Here is an 18,886-nt window from a genome sequence, read left to right on the forward strand (position 1 = left end):
GAATATGTTTAGCACCTGGGGTGATTTCGCTTACCGACACCGCAAAATCGTACCGCTCATCATCATTTCGGCTATCCTGCTGCTGCATTTCTTCTTCGGTGTGCGCTTAGCGGAACGCATGAGTCAAGAGGGCTGGGATGACCCGAATTCTTCATCCACCAAAGCGGCCCAGATCGAATTAGAAACCTTTGGTCGAGATAACTCTGGGGATATTATCCTTCTTTTTACCGATCCCAAGGGTATTGAGAAATCATCGCAGTTCCCAGCTATCAAGAGCTATTTAGAGCAGCTACCACAACAGCACTCCGGGGAAATCGAATCTATCATCAGCTTCTTCGACAAGCGCAATCCTAACTTAAAATCCGATGACGGAACCACCGCTTTCGCTGCCATTTCCCTAAAGGGCGATGGCGAGCAAACGCTCAAGGATTTCCGTGCGATCGCTCAAGATCTCTCCCCTGAATTTGATGGCGTAGAAGTCCAGGTAGCAGGAGCCACTGCTGTAGCCGATGCTTTGGATGCGGGCATGGCGGGCGATATTAAACGCGCTGAGGTCTATGCGCTACCCGCGGTTGGGCTACTCCTCCTCGTTGTCTTTGGCTCTCTGGCGGCTGCCTTCATGCCTCTGATCGTGGGCGGACTGTCCATTCTAGGATCCTTGGGCGTCCTCTCTGTCCTCGCTGGACTCACTGAAGTCAATGTCTTTGCCCAGTCTGTCGTCACTTTGCTCGGTTTGGGGCTTGCTATCGACTACGGCCTCTTTATGGTCTCCCGCTTCCGCGAAGAACTCTATCAAGGCCGCGACGTTCGCGAAGCGGTGCGCATCACCACCGCCACCGCGGGGCAAACAGTAGTTTTCTCCGCCGCTATGGTTGCTGTGGCGCTGTCAGGGCTCCTTCTCTTCCCCCAAGCCTTCCTCAAATCTGTTGCCTACGGGGCAATGAGCGCCGTCGGACTTGCCGCTCTACTCTCGGTAACCGTGCTGCCTGCCCTTTTCGGCATCCTAGGCACACGTATCGACGCCCTGGCGATACGGCGCAAAAAAGCGAAATCTCGGCCCATTGAAGACACGTGGTGGTACCGCATTCCCGCACTCGCGATGAAACGCGCAGGGCTTGTAACCATCGCACTCGTCGCTGGCCTCATGGCGCTCACCTTGCCGCTGACGGGAATAAGTTTCGGCGGCATCAATGAAACTTACCTCCCACCATCCCATGACGTGCGCAAGGCCCAATCGCTCTTTAACGAGGAATTTCCGGAATTTCGCACAGAACCTATCAAACTCGTCGTGGAGAATGCCACGAATGAGCAGCTCGTCCAGGTCTACCAGCAAGCCGCTGAGCTGCGTGGACTTACGTCACGGTTGAGCCCTTCCTCCCCAACCATGGATGGCACCACTATCCTATCGGCTGGCATTATTGACCGCGAGGACAATGCCCGCGTAGTCGAAGAGCTGCGCGGCCTTACGGCACCTGAAGGCGTGAATCTCTATATCGGTGGAACTCCCGCTTTAGAAGTCGAGTCCATCGAGGCTCTTTTTGACACCTTGCCCTATATGGCCTTGTATATTGTGATTGCCACGTTCCTCCTCATGGCGCTCGTCTTCGGCTCACTCATTCTGCCGGCTAAGGCCGTCATCATGACCCTGCTCGGCATGGGTGCCACCTTAGGCATTCTCACATGGATGTTTGTCGATGGGTTGTTCGCCTCTCTGTTCCACTTTAGCCCTGGGCCGCTGATGAGCCCGGTGCTCGTTCTCATTATGGCAATTGTTTACGGGCTCAGTACCGACTACGAAGTATTCCTAGTCTCACGCATGGTTGAAGCGCGCAATAAAGGCATGAGCACCGATGAGGCGATCAAATACGGCACCGCCCATACCGGCGGCATCATCACCGCTGCAGCGCTCATTATGATCGTGGTCTGTGGAGCCTTCGGCTTCTCCGATATCATCATGATGAAATATATTGCTTTCGGCATGATCTTCGCCCTGCTTTTCGACGCCACTGTAATCCGTATGCTCCTAGTACCAGCAGTGATGCACCTGCTCAAAGAAGATAACTGGTGGGCACCGCGTTTTATCAAGCGCGCTTCTCAAGCACTCGGGCATAATGAGTCCACTACTCACTCTCATCCAACCGCCTCTCAGCACACGGCCGCGATGGCCCTTGCGCCAGCAGGTCACGGTCGACGATCTGTCGAGGCTGGCGACGATCGGATACCTTTTAGTGAATTGATGAAGCGACTCAAAGAGGAAGACTAAAACCCTGTCAAAAAATCCGTGGGTCCGCTTTTTCGTCCCTCTCATCATCCTGGGGAGCGCGGCTTTTTTGTTGCGCTCCAAAATGCCATTCTTAGCTAGTGGCTACCAAGAGATGATTCATGCCAATTCTGGCGGACTCCTTATAGCTTTCCTCTTTATCATTCTGAGTCTTGTGGCCATGTCGGAAGTGATGCGCCACCTCCTTAATGCCGGTGGAAATAAGATACGCCCGCACGCAACAATGGCGCTCACCTTTATTTCCAATTCATGGTCGAGCACTTTTCCAGGTGGGGCAGCAATATCAACGGTCTACCAATTTCGAAATATGCGGGCGTGGGGAGTGTCCGTGGTCATCAGTTCATGGTTCATCATGCTCTCTGGGGCACTATCGACGGTATGGCTGATTGCTTTGGGGCTCGTATCCATTGTGTTTCTGGGTGCCAGCTTCTCCTTAGCTCCCCTCCTGGGCTCAGCGGCGGTATTTATTTCCCTAGCTGCTCTCGTGTGGTGGGCAACGAATAACCCCGAACCAACATCGCGGATCTTAAGCGCGGTTATGGCTGTTATTTCCCGAGTGCTCCGCATTGACTTAAGTGCGTACACGCGCACCATGAACGAGCATTTCTCACAGCTCGATAGCGTTCATTTGAGTGCACCTCGCTTTAGCTTTATCGCCCTGCTATCGCTAGGAAATTGGTTATTTGAAATAATCGCCGTGTGGATATGCATTTGGGCCGTCACTGGTGTACTGCCCAGCTTTGAACAGGTTCCCAATAACACCACAATCATGGGGGTAGTCCTCGCTTTTGTCACCGCAAAAATTGTGGGCACCGCGCAGTTGACCCCGGCTGGTCTGGGCCCTGTGGAAGCTGCCATGACTGCGAGCCTCGTAGCCGTCGGTATGACTGCGTCAAGTGCTTTCGGAGTGGTTTTTGTCTACCGAATTTTATCCTTTGCTGTCATAACCGCCATCGGGTGGATTATCTACTTCATCTCCGTAGCCCGAGGTGGTATCCGAGCACGAGAAAGATAAGATAACCCCATGAAGAAATTTTTGGCCTATGACCTCCTTGCCGTCGGTGCTTTTGCCTTTTTAGCTCGCCTAGCGCACGGAGGTATCGCCCCTCTAGCTGTTCTGGGTACCTGGTGGCCCTTTGCTCTCGGCGCACTCACGGGCGGCGGTATCATCGCAGCAACGCGTGAAAATGGATTCACCCCGAAAAACGGCGTCATTGTCTGGCTGAGCACGGTTGTGGTGGGCCTAGGAATCTGGACGGCTCGGCACCACGCTCTTCCCCACTGGTCATTTATTACCGTGGCCTCCACTATGTCGGGACTTCTATTGCTGGGGTGGCGCCTCGTGGCTGCTCGGGTTTCTCGCCGCTCCTAGGATTCCTCGGGAGGGCTTTTACTAATCCAACTGGGAAAAATGTCCAGGCTGTTCGTTTAAATAATGATGTTTAACGGTTACGACATTCGGTAAAAAACTGGAATTTTTGCTGTTGGTGTACCTAAAGGTGCAACTAATGACCGAATAACTACAAAGAAGATTGCGGAGTTTTTTGCGCTATCCCTTTTGGTAGTACCCGAACACCAGACCTATTGACGTCGGCCTCGAAGCATCACTGAGTTCTCAAGATGCTTGAAAGTTGGCTAGGATTTAATAGCCTTGCTCTACACGCAGCAACGGGTGAAATAAGTAGAGATAGATTGACACTCCTACAGACCGTAACACCAATCTCAGCACTATCATCAGCCTAGAGCCCTCGTCGGCCCACTCACTTCAGGCAGGACAGGGTGCAAGTCGCGGGCACCACCTAGCCTCGGAATATTTAACTGACTCTCGTTCTTAAGACAGGGGGTTGTATATTCGAACACTTCCTGCCACTTGTCCCCCAGGCCAGGTATATGCTGTAGAGGTTGAGACCACTCACCATCCATTTGGTGGGCGAGTTGCCGAAATCGCCGAGGGTAACCCCGTCTTGGACGGATAACACAATTAATCACTACAGCACCCAGATGCACAAGGCGTCTTCCACAGCCGAATCCGTGTCGGCGGTCCTAAAGTCAGCTACTCGTGCACCGATAATCTTTTCTAAGGATGCGAAATATGATTGGACTCATGGAGATCCTCCTTATTGGTGCTACTCTCCTCGTGCCTGTTCTGATTGTTTTTCTCTTCTTTAAAGGGGCCCAAATCCTGCTGAAGATTCAAAAAGACGTTGAGAATATCTCACAGGAACTCCGAAATAGAAATATCTCATCATCCCCACCAAACACCATCGATTGATGTCTATCAGTTCGTCCTAATTCCACTAGTGCCAACGGCCTTATCTCCGCTTTCTGCGACGATAACCCTGGTTAGCGAGCGCCTAAAGAGGGATAATATCGATGTGCTTGCACATTGGCGATGGGCGCTTTTAAGAGGTGCAGGAACGAGTCTCAGAATTCTCCCCCTAAGGTGTCGCGCCGCGATTAGAATTTGGGGATCGCAGCCCCAGATACCCAGCTTTACCGCAGGCTGAGCCTCAACAATTTAAGCTGCAGTTGTGTGCCGAGCACACTGCCCTAGGACGTCAGATAACGCGACAATTATTAGTCCGCCTTTGTACTGAAGAGCATATTCCGCAAGGATGGAACAAAGCCAGGTTACTCGCGCCCAACAGTAACGCGGATATTTTCCACCTCCATTTGAGGTCCCCGACCATCTCTCTGATAAGTACCAACTACGATAACCCCGCTCGCCAAAATGGCTCGCGTAGGGCAAAGAGCATCCCATAGCTCATCGACCATAGTCAACGCCCCCCGCGAAATAGGATGACCAAGGCCGAACTTCCAGCACCTAACAAACTGGACCCAGATGATCGACCGTACACACGCAGTGCGGTTTGATTTCAGAAGTTTCAGTCATGAATACGTAGTCCAGACCCAAAACTAACAATGTAGCTAAATGATCTTCTACAGTCCCCGGATACGCATCTAACTGCTTTTCTTCGGAATACTGCAAAGGATTAACAAAGATTGTGTCCATCACCACGACGCCAGGAATTTACATCGCTCAGCGAGGAAGCTCAAATGTTCCTCAAGAATACCCTTATGGTGGGCACCAATAAGAAAGCACCTTCATGCCCTACGCGATGCGCACGCACCTCGGTGGTAGTGCGCTAAACAACGAACTTCAAACTTGTGACGATAGCGCCTAATGCAGCGACCGTTCTAACCTCCTTTCGCCGGAGATAAGCTTAAGCTCCCGACCATGGGGCGTTATCTAAACAGATCTCGACCGAGAATGCTTCTAACGAGCTAGGCACATACGGGCTATGAGGTGTTAGCGACAAATCTTAATCCTGTTACAATATCACTTGCTTGGCTGTCTCGAGATCAAAAATTTTTTATCCTAAGGGAGTAAGCAACCTCGCCAACTGGGTTTGCCAGCGCCTTAGGAGCAGCGGATTCAGGCAGAGTCTCCGGCTGCACTTTGCGTTACTCACTCACACATTACTGCGCCTGTGAGGCTTTGTTCAAGAAGAGGTTTCACAGGTGATGACCTCTGTGCGGCAAAGAGCGATCATATTTTGATCATGATCAACGAGAGCGGCGGGATGCTGATGGAAACTCCCGAGCGCACCAAACTCATCGACGAGTAGTCGACGATCCTCACTACGCTATTAACCTGCTCGAAGGCAGGTTCCGGTTCTGCAGGTGGAGTAGTATGCCCACTGGAGCTATCAACGCTCCACTCAAAGGCGAAGGTCAAGACTGGCCCTGTACAGGGTGGTTATAACCGTATTGGTGCGTACAACAGTACAGTTAGCTGCGACTATGGTAGGTTTAAAGATGCCATACGCTGGTGTGGGACGGGCAACATATTACAAGCTCCTGATGGCTAAGGGGTACGATGGTTTTGGAGTTCCACACCGTTATTGTATTTGATGCGCTAAAGTTGACAACCTGTAACGGCCACCAGCTGATAAACGAAGTCAGCTTTGTGGTTGGTGGCATCGACGTAGACTCCGTCAAGTGAAACCCGAGATTGCAGGCTGCTGCTAACGGAGGTAGCGCATCTTGAACATCCAAATGAGCGGATGTGTGCAAATCTGTATCGTGCATCAGACTCGAGGTCCAGCAGGTGGAAATCCTGCCAGACCGCACAACTTTCTCCAGCGTACTGCGGCTGGGCTGCACCAAGCTATATGATAACCGCCCGGGTCGCACTCGGTGCTCCTGAAGCCAATGATTTGGGGCAGAAGTATTTACAGGCAGTTTTGATGATACGTGATGGGTGACGGCGGTTCGCGCTATGTATATCACATCGACTGACAGCCAGCTGAGCGCTCTGTGCCACGAATTTGATCGAGTCGCTCAATCCCGAGCTTCGCAAAGCTACCCATGACCCAGCTCACCGTCCAACCAATAGGGGGGGCGTTAGAAACGTCGTGGCTGATTATCGACACTAAAAAGTACAACCTGCGTCTCAGGCAGCGCGGATAACAAGATGACAATACATTTCCAATGACTGGGCCGTACCAGCGGAAACCTCCAGTTGGGAGCAAGCTATCCATCATTTGACCGTTACTCATTCTGACCGATTATCTAATCTCATGTGAACTAAGCCATCCGCACAGCGATCGGCCCCTCGGAGAGTTGGGACGAAAACTCGTACGCATCCAATCTTGCTGTCCAACCTGAGCAGAATAGGCTTGCAGAAAGTTCGCGCACCCGAAAGCCTATTGGGGATTTGTGAAGGTGATCTCCTCCTTTTTTCTCGGGAGCATGGGAAACGTTAACGGCTGCAGTTGTATAGGTACGGTAAACAGCGCCCGTATTTGGTAACTAGGATATAAACCCAATGGGTTTGCTCTACAGCGGGTTATGGACAAAACAACTACGTCCGCTCAAGATGAAATAGACTGATTCTTAGCTCATTCTGTTCATACTAGGTATAGTCCCTAAAACGACTGCTCAAATCTTTAAGTCTGTCGACAGTACGATAGATATTACGACAGTAGGATGCCGAGCTCTGCATGCTGAACCACCGTCAAATTCGAATTTATCCGAGATTACAATTATGTCTAATTCTCGAATCGAACTGAAACCATACCCTGGACTGAGCGCTCTGGCTAACAACTCAGCATCGTCAAAACCCCACGTGAGTTCTCGGCAATACTCCTAGCGGGGGTCCCAAACCAGACAACAGTCAGGCGGCGGCCGCTGTCGCTTTGTGCGCAAAAACTCACGCCTATTTTGCAGCGATGCCCGGCAACTACTGCGATCAGAAGTGGAAATAGGTTCGGCAGCCTTAAATACAGTCCTCGAGCTAACAATGAACAGACTGCGGAGCTTCCAACAAGCGACTAACCATTCCAGTAAACGAGTAGAGCCGACGAAATCAACACTACAAACTATGTCCCGAAGTCTTGAGGTTTGAATGAAAACAGGTCCTGTTCTGCATCTAAGGTGCGGTGAAAGAACAAGAACGAATGAGGCTTCCTGGGCTGCGTCTACCAAATTTAACTTCGGTCCGCAGACAATCTTACTGGATCAGGCGGCCTGAGACGGCATAAGGTGAAATGCTGCTAGACCTGTAAAAATTCATCTTTCATCAACTCACCCGATTCTGAAACTCGTATCTGCTTTCGATGCGGCCACACAAGGGCTGTAAGAAGACCGCCAAACCCGCACCCGGTATCGATGCAGATAGACGACTCCGAGTAGTCTTCGCCGAGGGAAAAAGAGTGCCCGTAGATAAAAAACTTATCTACTGGACCCTCGGAATTTTTGTGAGAAGCGATGAATTCATCTTCCTCTTGCTTTTCTTTTAGATTAAGGAAGAATTCAACATGGGTGCTCGGTATTCTTTTTCTAAAATCGTTACCTGGTGCAGAGGATACCTTTGCGGGGTGATAAGAACGAACTGTTGCCGCACCGCCGATGCTGAGAAACTGTCCTAACGCGTCCGTCTCGAGGAACTCAACCAAACTTTCTTCATGGTTACCTCTCAAGAAGACGAGTCGCTCGGGACCCATCCTATTCTGCAATTCGAGCAAGTAGTCAACAACACCCTTACTGTCGGGTCCACGATTGATGTAGTCGCCTAAAAAAACATACTCGTCTATTTTACGCTTTTCCAATACTTCAATCAGGGTTCTCAGCGCAGCGGAGTGTCCATGTACATCACCGATGAAAGCAACATTTTTATTCATCTAACCCTCACAATATTATTTTTCTTACTCCTGCATAATCTTTTCGGTCAATCGAGTTCGTTATAGCGAATAGCGCGACATCATATTCTTCAGCCAATGAACCGAAATTATTTATAATGAATGCGTTTAAAGACCCATCCTCATTTGCGGGGAATTCTGTAATGTACTCTTGCAACATCCTAACATATTCAAGAAGTATTTCTTTGGAAGCATTTTTTCCTGTTTCCGAAGAGAGGAGATTCTTCAATTCTGGTTTATCATAAAAATCGGCTAGCTCTCGTACCGAATAGCATTCATTGCCATCGATGATCGCTTGAGCGTACAGGGCGCTACGCAGAAAATATCGGGCCGTCCGATTGAGGGACTGAAGATGTTCGGGGAGATCGTTTTCTAGACAACTGAAAACGAACGAAAATCTTCTAATTCGGGAGAGCAGCAGGTCAGCATCGCACCGTTGCAATAAGTTAAGAACACTCCCAAGAGCACCATCCGGGTCACGGATAACTATCCCATCATGTTTAAGGTGGGAGCAAAATAGTGAGCTAACTTCAGAAAGCAACACCTCCGCGGTGTAAAAACTTATATTGACATTATTTTCAGATATTGCGCTACGATCTTTTTGAGAAAGTACTAGAACATCAAGATCCGAATCCAATAGATAGTCGCCACGAGCACGACTTCCGTAAATTAAGAACGGTTGTTTTGAGCTGCCGAGATATTTTCTCAAAACATTATGCATCTCGTTAGGGAGCTTCATCCGTTGAAGCTCTTTCCATCCTGAGGTTGAGGTTCCCTCTTTCATCGCTTGAGTGGCCCTACTCAGAACTAGGCAAGCGTTCTTCGCATTGCCGATCGAGATCTAGGAGGTGGGCAGGTAAACCCTGCCCCATATGAGCATTGTTATTTTCGCATTCTTCCAGACTGGCTCTTGCATTCTCCCACTCTCCGAGCTCAGAATGAATTTGGGCCAATTGCCCCCAAGCAATTGCCGAGCCGTAAGTATGTTCGCTTTCGATATTTTTTTCGCAGCAAAGCTCTGCTTGCTTTCTGGCTCGAATCAAAAGAACCCGTTTTTGGAATTCATCCTCCTCGATTTTCGCCCTCTCAAATAGGACTTTTGCGAGATGCGAATATATTCGTGGTAAGTATTTAAGGTGATTGAAACGTTCTGCTTCATCCTTGCTTTCGATTAGACTTTTCTCGGCAAGAGCTGACCGTTCTTTAGCCTGCTGGTAATCGGATTGTGACTTATAAAATCTGAAGTAAGAGGTTTGCAGTCGCGCGATATTAACTTTCGATAAGAGTTGACCTTCACTATCGCCCCTCTCATCCCTTATTTTATGCGCCTCTTCGAAAACTTCTCCCGCTGTCTTCAAGTAGCCCTCCCACATATCTGGATCGGCTGGAGCAGCATCCATTAGACATAAACCTAGTTTGTCGCAAACCTTAGCCATCTGTAGAGAGTTATCTATACCGATTTCCTTGTAGATTGCTTTAATGTGTCTAAACTCAGCAATGGCCGTACTGAATCTCCCTAGCCTCCGCTGCAGCGTTGCAACTGTTTCTTGCGCATCAATTCGCTGTTGAAAGCTGTAGCCATTGGGTGAGCCGTCTTTTATCTCAGCATATATTTCTTCTGCTAATTTACTAGCCTTCTCTACTTTATTCAGTTCGATAAGATAATTGGCTAATTCTATTCCCGCCTCGAGTAGTCCGCCATCGAAGGACTTCTCATAACTTTCAATGGCCTCTTCGTATTTGCCTGTTTTTCTACAACTTTGTGCGTAATAGTAGCTTCTGTACAACCCTAAAATGTCAATCCCAGTACTCGTAGTTAAACCACTCCCTAGAATATCTTCTCGCGTGAAAGACTCTTGGTTATCTCCTAGTTTCTGCTTCCAACTTTCGAGCAATAGCTGCACTCTGCGCCTAAAATGATCTCTGCTGTCTACCGTTTCATAAAAGCATGTACGGGTATCTCGAAATTTGCGACGGAGCTGTTCAATTTCCGGCTCGACATTCTCACCGGGGGTCGATGGGTTTTTAGCATTGGAATCTTCGTGATGTTCTATGAAGCATACCCACACATCTTCACGTTCACCGTGTGGCTTGAGAGAGATAAAGGATTCGAATAATTCCTCCTCTGTTCCAGAGGTATAGAATCCGCTAACTGGATTCGAACCCCATCTATTTCCGAATAAAACGATAGAAAAGTTGGTTTTTCCGAGAAGACCATTCATGTGTCCTTGTGGCCTGCCTACAGCCCCACTGATCTGTTCCTGAAACGCAATTTCAAAACCCAAATCACAGCCGTTACGCCCCAAAGAAGCATCGTAGGTTTTGACCGTATCCTCTACAATTTTTCGATACTCATGGACGTCCCCTGGTGAAGCTATAAAAATCTTGTGTATCTTGCGTTCCTGTTTACTTGTCATCTTGACTCCCAAATATAGCGTGGGGCTCAATTGCCGAATCGCATATTCACAAATTCGCAATTACATTAAATCCCACATTTATTTAAATTTATTTTCCTAGCACTAACTTAACACAGTTTCATGGCGGAGCGGATACGGATTGATCAATTTTTTCGGTTGAAGCTGTCACCACATAGTCGTGTTTCGTACTCAGCTTCGCAAAAGAGCTTAACGGTGTGGCATCCCGAGACCGAATTTGGTTAGTCAACATTGTCTGGGATGCCACCTTGCGAATCAATCCTTAGCATCTCTACTATCGGTGAAGTTCTCTTCACACACTCCATCCTGCATCCAGTTAAGCTCCTACCATCTTGCAGAAGTGAACGAGATGGGCGCCGAAAATACGCTAGTTCAGTTGACACGTTCCTATCCATCTTGGATGGTAATAGCTCATTTCATCACATCCGAGCGTAAAATCCAGGAGGTTCACCCAAGGGCCCGGCCCCGCACTGAGTCTAAACACTCGAATCATTCGCCACCGCAAAATATCCAGTCTTGGCTGCGTAATAACAGTTATTTCTCAAATTACAGTCATCTTACAGCTGGCGCGCCCGACGCGTATTAAGCCAAAAGGGGTTTACCTCTGTCTCAGATAGGAGGGTGGTTGCCGGTGTCAGAGGTTCTGGCTAAGTAGACCTATAAGCTATCGTCAGGTTTCAACTGTGCGATTATTCACTTTAGGTCTCATGGTAAAAAGCTCCACACTCAACTACCCTCGGCAAATACTCGCCCATAAGCTTCGAACCGTCTGGATATACTAGGATAACCGAGCAAAAATTAAGCCCCAACGTCAGTGATGGACCGTATGAAACCTCTTGCGCTGTATCCGTCTGAGAGGCTCAGGAGATCCACGCAGCTTTTGGCTACGGTTTGATTAGGCCCGGCTTGGCTCCGAATTTCTCACGGTAACAGATATAAAATGAGCGCCATTCAGCCATTGAATCAAAGTAGCAAGTTATCCCTCTTGACGTTGCTTACAGTGCAACTAGCGACTAAGACTACACAAACATCCTTAGGGCTGCCGCCAAATGTAGCCCAAACAAACATGCGCTCTATAAAAAGCGCAAATCTGGAACTACCGCAGCCATGGCTGCTAAATAATCACCTGGCATAGGATTAGCGAACAGTTAAGGTCTCGACGTATCTGAGCTGCATTCCTAAATTCCAGCTACTACACGTTTACAATCTAAAAGAGTGAGGTGAAGGTTGTTGTTTGAGTAGTTTCTGCGTCACTAGCGACCTTGATTGCGCACTGCAACAAGAATCTCATCCTTCCTCCAGAGGCTACCTGTGCGAACTGACGAATCGTGGAGCACTTATCGCAAGGTAGATATCTATCCTGCGATTCCGGCAATCTTTTCGTTGACGATCCATCAAAGTTCGATGAAACTGTATTAAATTGCCTAGAAAATTTATAAAGTAGATTAGCCAAACCACTCCGAAGAGTCGAAGGGCGCTAAGCCTGTGAGCCATCTACTAGAGCAATAACGACGTCATTGGGTTATAGAACAGATGAAGCCCTAGTTTGGGTTCTCTGTCCCGAATCGCTTTCCTCTTGCCATCTAGGCAACTTCGACAAGGTGTCTACATTTTAACATCAAGTGAGGCTGTAAAAAGTATTCTAGAAAAGCCAGAGCCATGGGCAGTACCAACGGGTTGAGGCTACGTATGACAGTTCGCGGAGCTGAGAAAAATCCATCCTAAATCACAAAGATGACCAGCCCATCCTGTGAAAAATGTGTTTTTAAAATATTAAAGTTACCTCCCGCCAAACATTGAACTACCAGCGTTACCATACTAATTTTTGGCGCAACTTCAAGGAGCAGGAATCGCTCACGGAAACATGGTGACGTGGCGTCTCCCTAGGCCAGTTCTATAGAAATTTCAATCCTACTGGTTGGCTGACCCCTTGAGCCCAACCCCCACGCCAAACTAATACCATGGAATTCATGACTAATTACGAGGTGTCTCTCCTGAGATCTGTGACATTCGGAAAACCAAATCAAAGTCAAGCAGAATGTACTCTGAGGATCTTACACCCTGATATACCAAAGCAAACAGAGCTCAAGATATATGGAGCTAGCATTACATTTCAAAAGGTCATTCGGCGAGCTTTGAGTAAAATCGAGACTGTAGTCTAGGCCAAAGATATCCGTAGTCGGAGAACATACGGTGTATACTTGGGAGAAAGCTTTACCGGTTCTTGAAATTGTGCGCCAGCGTCTAGGATATTAACCTATACCTCAGATTCCACTAAAGGATGGATAGTAAGCTGCGCAAAGTCACCCGCTACCTGAGAGCGACTCCCAACCAGATACTGCCGCTATCTAGACTTAATGGCTGATGGTTCGGGGCATCAAAGACCATCGGCTGCCCAGCGAGTAAAGAAACGAAAGAAAGCAACTGCCTCAAGCTCCACGTCTCGTCGAAGGCGCCAAAACCACCATCCGTGACCAAGCTATGGATCAGTCCACTGCCACGGATCCGCAATGACTCTCCCTCCACACAAGTATATTTGAGCTCTCGGACGACAGCTTATCGAATATGCCCCAACTCTCATACTCCAAACAGGGATAAAAACAATCTGCTTTCCCCATCCAACACAGTCTCAGTGGAGAAGTAGAGCTAATTTGTCCTAACAAACCAATCTGAAAGTAGTCCGGTTTTGTTGTAGAGCTCAATCGGAAGTTGATTTCTCAGTCCAAGTAGTGGGAATCAGTTTAATTTTAGTTGCTAGGCGAGGCCGACCGATTCGATAACAACAACGGCAACGGGAACTGATGCAGTGAACCAATGAATTGAGTGTCAAACGTGCTAGAGGATGAACTTGAATAATGGGATAGTTCTGTCAGGTGCTGTGACAATAGCTCAAAAAACACTTTTGACCAGAGTGGCTGCGCGCCATCGTGGCGATATGGTGGTGGGCGCTGAGGTAGCTCCCAGGTTCGAGACCGTCCAGTAGACTCACCCCACCAGACCACGGAGTCATAATTAACTACAGTTTATAGGAACATCGAGTTGAAGTACGAAGAAGCGCCGTGCCAATGCAACATCCGCTGGGTGACCGGCATGAGGGACAAAGAGTAATCAGCGGTATTTATTTTATTTTGTCGTGCTACCTGGTTTGATGGTAGCGATGGCTCGAGTTCCTGATAGCGCACCACCCTGTAACTCTGTGTGGAGAAATAGAAGTCTGGTTTAGCCTTAGCTGGTTAGGACTCTCCAGAGTTTGGTCCCGATAGTTCATCGAAGCTAAGCCCTTTGAGTCGTTGTTGGAGACTTTGCCAGTTGTGCTAACTGACTAATTGGTTTCCCTCAAATTGGATCAAAGTCCTCGACGTCGTACTCACTAAGAATTGCGAGAATCATTTCCAGGCCCATTCCCCCATGCTACTAACCCAGTTTCAATTGCAGAATGCTGAACATCAAGGTTCTATCTCTCTCCAAAAGAGACCGGACTTTAACCTTTACTGCGCCCCATGATCATCCGCTGCCTCTCAGTGAACTCACTCATGCGAGCTCCGGGCTCAAAACGCCACGGGTTAACTTGTACTCAATCGTAGTGATGTGCTGAACTGACCACTATGAGCACCGCAAATTTGAGTTTTACAGACGCTGAATCCCGCAGCAATGATCTCCATATTGATAGCTACCGACTTCACCTCAACGTCGAAGGCGCCCAGAGCGAAGCCACCTTTCCAGTACAGGTCGATATTGCCATGCGCTCGCAGAGCGGTGCCATTTTCCTGGATTATGTAGGACACTCTGTGGAACGCGTTTTAGTCGACGGCGACTCCGTGCCTTTTCATTTCGACGGCGCGCGGATCACGCTCACGGTTCCAGCAGATCAGGATATTGTTTTAAGCATTGCAGCTAATTCGTCATATTCTCGTACCGGCCAAGGGTTGCACCGTTTTACTGATCCCGCAGATAATCGCAGCTATTTGTACTCGCATTTGGAGCCTTCTGATGCTCGCCGGATCTTTCCGTGCTTTGATCAACCTGATCTCAAAGCCCATTTTCACACTTCGCTGACGGTACCGCAGGGGTGGGTGGCGCTTAGTAACCAGCCTGAGATCAGCAGGAACGGCCAGCGCCACGATTTCGATGAAACTCCTCTGTTGTCTACGTATCTCACTGCTTTTGCGGCGGGCGAGTATATCTCCCGCCATAGAACGTGGACTTCACCTACGGGCCAACAGGTGGAACTAGGTGTGTGGGCGCGTACCTCCATGGCTGAATTCGTCGATGATGAAATCCTCACCATTACCTCTCAAGGTCTTGATTTCTTTGATGCACACTTTGGCTACCCGTACCCCTGGGGGAAATACGATTCCATCTTCGTACCGGAATATAATTTGGGTGCGATGGAAAATCCGGGGTTGGTCACGTTCACCGAGGCCTATATTTTCCGCGATCCAGCGACTTATGCGGAGCATGCTGCGCGCACGAATACCATCCTGCACGAAATGAGCCATATGTGGTTCGGTGATCTGGTAACCCCACGCTGGTGGGATGATCTCTGGCTGAAGGAATCTTTCGCGGAATTTATGGGGGCTGATGCTTCAGTCTCAGCCACCGCATATACCAGCGCGTGGGCTAATTTTGCGGGGCAGCGGAAGAATTGGGCCTATGCCCAAGATCAACTTCCCACCACACACCCGATCAAGGCGACGATCCCCGACGTAGATGCCGCCCGCCAGAATTTTGATGGTATCACCTACGCTAAGGGCGCTGCGGTACTCAAGCAGCTTGTCCACTACGTGGGCCGCGACAATTTCTATGCAGCAGCGAGGGATTATTTCCACACGTATGCCTTCGGTACCGCCACCTTCGATGACCTTATCGTTATACTCGGCCGGCACTCCGACCGCGATCTGTCCGACTGGGCCCAACGGTGGCTCCATAGTGCTGGCCCCGATACCCTCTCCCCTGTTCTCGAGACTAATCAGGGCCTCATCACTTCCTTGGCTATTGAGCAGCAGGGAACCGACGTCACTCGCCCACACCGCCTGACGGTGTCGCTATTTAAGCTGCGCGAACAGGCGATTGAACGGACGAAATCATTCGACGTCATTGTCGATCAACGCTCTGGTGGCCTCACTCCCATAGACGTGGCTGTGGGCCTGGAGACTCCAGATCTCATTCTGATTAACGACGGCGATCATAGCTATGCGAAGGTCACCTTTGACCAGCGTTCTGTAAACACGATCGCACAAGCTCTCTCCACTATCTCCGATGAAATCACGCGCGCCGTAATCTGGACATCGCTGTGGAATATGACCCGTGATGCGCTCTTGGATCCGAGGATCTTTATCAAGATTGCTCTCGCTCACGCTGCCGCGGAGGAGAATCCTGCTCTGATGCGCCAGATCTTCGCCCATGCCCTCTTTGCGGCTCGCCATTATCTAGATGATGATGAGGATCTACGCATAGCCTTAGCTACAGGACTTAAAGCGCAGGCAGATCGCGCCCGCGACGGCAGCGATGCCCAGCGGGTGCTCCTACAGGCCTTCGTACAGGCTGCTCCACTGGCAGGACACGAGCGCGCCGCGGAGCTGAGCGCAATCTTGACTGGCCCACTGACGCTTGGCAATAAATTGGAGTGGGATATCATTACCGCTCTGACTGCTCTGGGGGAAGACACCGCGGAATTGAGGGCAGCGCAGCTAGAGCGTGATAATACGCTTACTGGGCGCGCTCATTTCTTGCGTGCGGAAAAATCGGTGCCTTCGTTAAAGACCAAGGATGAACTATTTGCAATGCTGGTGAATCCTCGAGAATTCTCCAATGACGAGGTTCGGGCGCTCGTGGATGCGTATAACCAGCCGCTTTCAGGGGTTGACCATACGGAGAGATTTTTTGCCGCTCTCACCACTATATGGGAGTTAAATCCCATCGAGATTGCCACTGTGATCATCCGAGGCCTTTACCCCGAGCAGCCTCATGCTCATGCGCAGGTAGATGCTTATATACGCGCTGGGATCCCTCGAGCCTTGGAACGTATTTTATTAGAGTGCCAGGACAATAATTTACGGGCGCAACGGGCTCGCGACAGTTTCACCGTTACCCCCTCATAGGGGATCAATTATCACATCATTGCCTCCTAGGGTGTGTTTTTACCGCTAGGATCAACCCCACACCCCTAAGGAGGCACAGATGTACACTCTCGACTCAGCGCCGCTGGATCCCAGTAAGCGCGCATATGCCGACAACCGTATAGCAAGCAGTATTATCGAAGGCCACCAACCAGATGCGGAGCAGGTTGATCTGCTCCTGCGCCTACTCAATGGTGAGATCACTCTCGAGATGGCGCTGCAAGAGATCGCTTCGAGGTTTGAGCATGTCTAAGCTTGAACAGGATAAATGGGATGGCTATTTTTATCCAGGCACTGAGACCCTCGTTAATCTTCCAGGTATTACAGATCTGGATACTCTCACGGCGTGGACGAGAGCCTGCACCGCCGCGCGTGCTGTGCAACTCTATCACCAACCTCCTCATGAGCTAAGTCCGAGCAAACTGCTTATGGCTGTGCATTATGAGCTTTTTCGGGATAGCTTTTCTTGGGCAGGTACGCTGCGCGATGTCAATATTATGAAGAATAATAGCTGGAATCCCAATAATCCCACCCTATTTCTCAGTTATGAGAGTATCCCGCGCTATCTGGATTATATTGATACCTTCGCCTCCTCCTACAGCTGGGAGGGCCTGAGCTTTGATGATAAAGTTCACCAGCTTGCCACGATTCATGCTCACCTCGACTATGCCCATCCGTTCCGCGAAGGCAACGGGCGTGCTTTAAGGCTCGCCATGGAATTTCTGGCTCAGCGTTATGGGGTGGAGATTAGATGGGGCAAGATTTCTAAGGAACTGCATCTACTGGCTACGTCGGCGGTCTTTTTTACTGGCGATGTCAACCCTGAGCCGGCTATCGCGCTGTACCGAGAAATCACTACCGCGCTCTAGTACCACCGCGCTCGAGCACCGCTCGCGCCGTGGCTTCGTCGACAATAAGATCGGTGATGACTCCTGCGCGTAAGGCACCTAAAAGCGCAGGGGCTTTCTTAGGCTCAGCAACAATACACAAGCGCCTCTTTACTCTTTTGAGGTCATCCGGTGTAGGCCCCGAGGCGCGCCGATTGACTGCAATATCGCGGTAGCTACCATCCTCGCGGATAAAAACGGTACAAATATCTCCCACGATTCCATCAGCGGTTAGGGAAGTGATATCCGACTCTTCGAGGTAATCCCCGGAATATACGAGCGAGGGCAGGGTGGCATTAAAAGCGCCGATACCAAAGACAGCGAGGTCGGCGTTTTTAATCAGATCGATCACCGATAATACGGCTCGCTCCCGCCACATCGCTTCCTTGGTGGCTTCATAATCAAAAAAGGCTGGCACGGGCAGTGGCACTACTTCGGCATTAAAGACGTCCCCGGCGCGTGAAAGTACGGTATCGGCGTTGAGGTAGCTTTGGCGTCTTAGTGAAGTGGCACCATTGAGTTGGACCACAGTGATATCATCGCGCGGAGTGGGTGCCATATTTCTTAAGACCTCATAGGTGGTATTTCCCCAGGCGATTCCGATGATATCACCGTGCTCGACCACGTGAGCGAGTTTATTGGCGGCCACCTGGGCTACCGCGGTCAATCTAGCAACTGGACTGAGTGAGCGACGCAGGGGCACGCACGTGGCCTTGATATCAAAGGTTTTTTCCAGGGCTTCGACCATGTCGGTTTTAATAGGAGAATCAATGCTGATCGTGACGATTCCTGATTCGCGGGCGTAGGTGATGAGCCTGGATACAGTCGAACGAGAGACGCCAAGGTTTTGGGCGATGGCGGCCATGGTGTGGTTGTTGAGATAGTACATTTCGGCGGCTTTGTGCGCGAGGTCAAGCCTTTCGTTCATGGCTCCCATTATGCCATGCACATATGTGCAACT

The 18,886-nt window shown here is 49.8% G+C and carries 13 protein-coding genes; 7 read left to right on the forward strand and 6 right to left on the reverse strand.

Annotation, left to right across the window (positions count from 1 at the left end):
* Nucleotides 1–4 precede the first annotated feature (4 nt).
* The 4 genes from NXT00_RS06460 to NXT00_RS06475 all read left to right on the forward strand — a co-directional run bounded on the left by NXT00_RS06460 (nt 5) and on the right by NXT00_RS06475 (nt 4,553).
* Nucleotides 5–2,263 carry an MMPL family transporter gene (locus tag NXT00_RS06460; protein ID WP_259158461.1) on the forward strand — a complete coding sequence of 753 codons (2,259 nt, stop codon included), beginning with the start codon at nt 5–7 and terminating at the stop codon, nt 2,261–2,263.
* A gap of 43 nt (nt 2,264–2,306) precedes the next feature.
* On the forward strand, nt 2,307–3,296 hold the full coding sequence (locus NXT00_RS06465) for a YbhN family protein (protein ID WP_259158515.1): 990 nt from the start codon (nt 2,307–2,309) through the stop codon (nt 3,294–3,296).
* Between the two features lie 9 nt (nt 3,297–3,305).
* Nucleotides 3,306–3,653 (forward strand): DUF3054 domain-containing protein, encoded by a 348-nt coding sequence (locus NXT00_RS06470; protein WP_259078596.1) that lies wholly within the window; start codon nt 3,306–3,308, stop codon nt 3,651–3,653.
* Nucleotides 3,654–4,373: 720 nt separating this feature from the next.
* On the forward strand, nt 4,374–4,553 hold the full coding sequence (locus NXT00_RS06475; RefSeq protein WP_259158462.1) for a hypothetical protein: 180 nt from the start codon (nt 4,374–4,376) through the stop codon (nt 4,551–4,553).
* Nucleotides 4,554–5,105: 552 nt separating this feature from the next.
* On the opposite strand, the gene NXT00_RS09455 is transcribed toward NXT00_RS06475, so the two are convergent.
* The 5 genes from NXT00_RS09455 to NXT00_RS06495 all read right to left on the reverse strand — a co-directional run bounded on the left by NXT00_RS09455 (nt 5,106) and on the right by NXT00_RS06495 (nt 10,901).
* The gene (locus tag NXT00_RS09455; protein ID WP_396124948.1) at nt 5,106–5,294 is read right to left on the reverse strand and encodes a pantoate--beta-alanine ligase; all 189 of its coding nucleotides are present in this window, start codon (nt 5,292–5,294) and stop codon (nt 5,106–5,108) included.
* Between the two features lie 537 nt (nt 5,295–5,831).
* A complete protein-coding gene (locus tag NXT00_RS06480) occupies nt 5,832–6,020 on the reverse strand; it encodes a hypothetical protein (protein WP_259158463.1) in 189 nt (62 codons plus the stop codon).
* A 1,819-nt stretch (nt 6,021–7,839) separates the two neighbouring features.
* Nucleotides 7,840–8,466 (reverse strand): metallophosphoesterase family protein, encoded by a 627-nt coding sequence (locus NXT00_RS06485; RefSeq protein ID WP_259158465.1) that lies wholly within the window; start codon nt 8,464–8,466, stop codon nt 7,840–7,842.
* Between the two features lie 7 nt (nt 8,467–8,473).
* The gene (locus NXT00_RS06490; RefSeq protein ID WP_259158467.1) at nt 8,474–9,268 is read right to left on the reverse strand and encodes a nucleotidyltransferase domain-containing protein; all 795 of its coding nucleotides are present in this window, start codon (nt 9,266–9,268) and stop codon (nt 8,474–8,476) included.
* Nucleotides 9,269–9,281: 13 nt separating this feature from the next.
* Nucleotides 9,282–10,901 carry a lipopolysaccharide assembly protein LapB gene (locus NXT00_RS06495; protein ID WP_259158468.1) on the reverse strand — a complete coding sequence of 540 codons (1,620 nt, stop codon included), beginning with the start codon at nt 10,899–10,901 and terminating at the stop codon, nt 9,282–9,284.
* A gap of 3,623 nt (nt 10,902–14,524) precedes the next feature.
* Between NXT00_RS06495 and pepN the strand changes: the two genes are divergently transcribed.
* The 3 genes from pepN to NXT00_RS06510 all read left to right on the forward strand — a co-directional run bounded on the left by pepN (nt 14,525) and on the right by NXT00_RS06510 (nt 17,907).
* Nucleotides 14,525–17,020, forward strand: coding sequence for an aminopeptidase N (gene pepN / locus NXT00_RS06500; RefSeq protein ID WP_259158470.1), 2,496 nt, complete (start codon nt 14,525–14,527; stop codon nt 17,018–17,020).
* Between the two features lie 79 nt (nt 17,021–17,099).
* Nucleotides 17,100–17,291, forward strand: coding sequence for an antitoxin VbhA family protein (locus NXT00_RS06505; protein WP_259078590.1), 192 nt, complete (start codon nt 17,100–17,102; stop codon nt 17,289–17,291).
* Nucleotides 17,284–17,907 carry a Fic family protein gene (locus NXT00_RS06510; RefSeq protein ID WP_259078588.1) on the forward strand — a complete coding sequence of 208 codons (624 nt, stop codon included), beginning with the start codon at nt 17,284–17,286 and terminating at the stop codon, nt 17,905–17,907. The genes NXT00_RS06505 and NXT00_RS06510 overlap by 8 nt, the downstream gene beginning before the upstream one ends.
* Here the strand turns inward: NXT00_RS06510 and NXT00_RS06515 are convergent.
* Nucleotides 17,894–18,853 (reverse strand): sugar-binding transcriptional regulator, encoded by a 960-nt coding sequence (locus NXT00_RS06515; RefSeq protein WP_259078587.1) that lies wholly within the window; start codon nt 18,851–18,853, stop codon nt 17,894–17,896. The genes NXT00_RS06510 and NXT00_RS06515 overlap by 14 nt on opposite strands.
* Nucleotides 18,854–18,886: the final 33 nt, after the last annotated feature.

It is taken from the genome of Corynebacterium sp. ES2715-CONJ3 (genome assembly GCF_024814365.1).
GTDB lineage: Bacteria > Actinomycetota > Actinomycetes > Mycobacteriales > Mycobacteriaceae > Corynebacterium.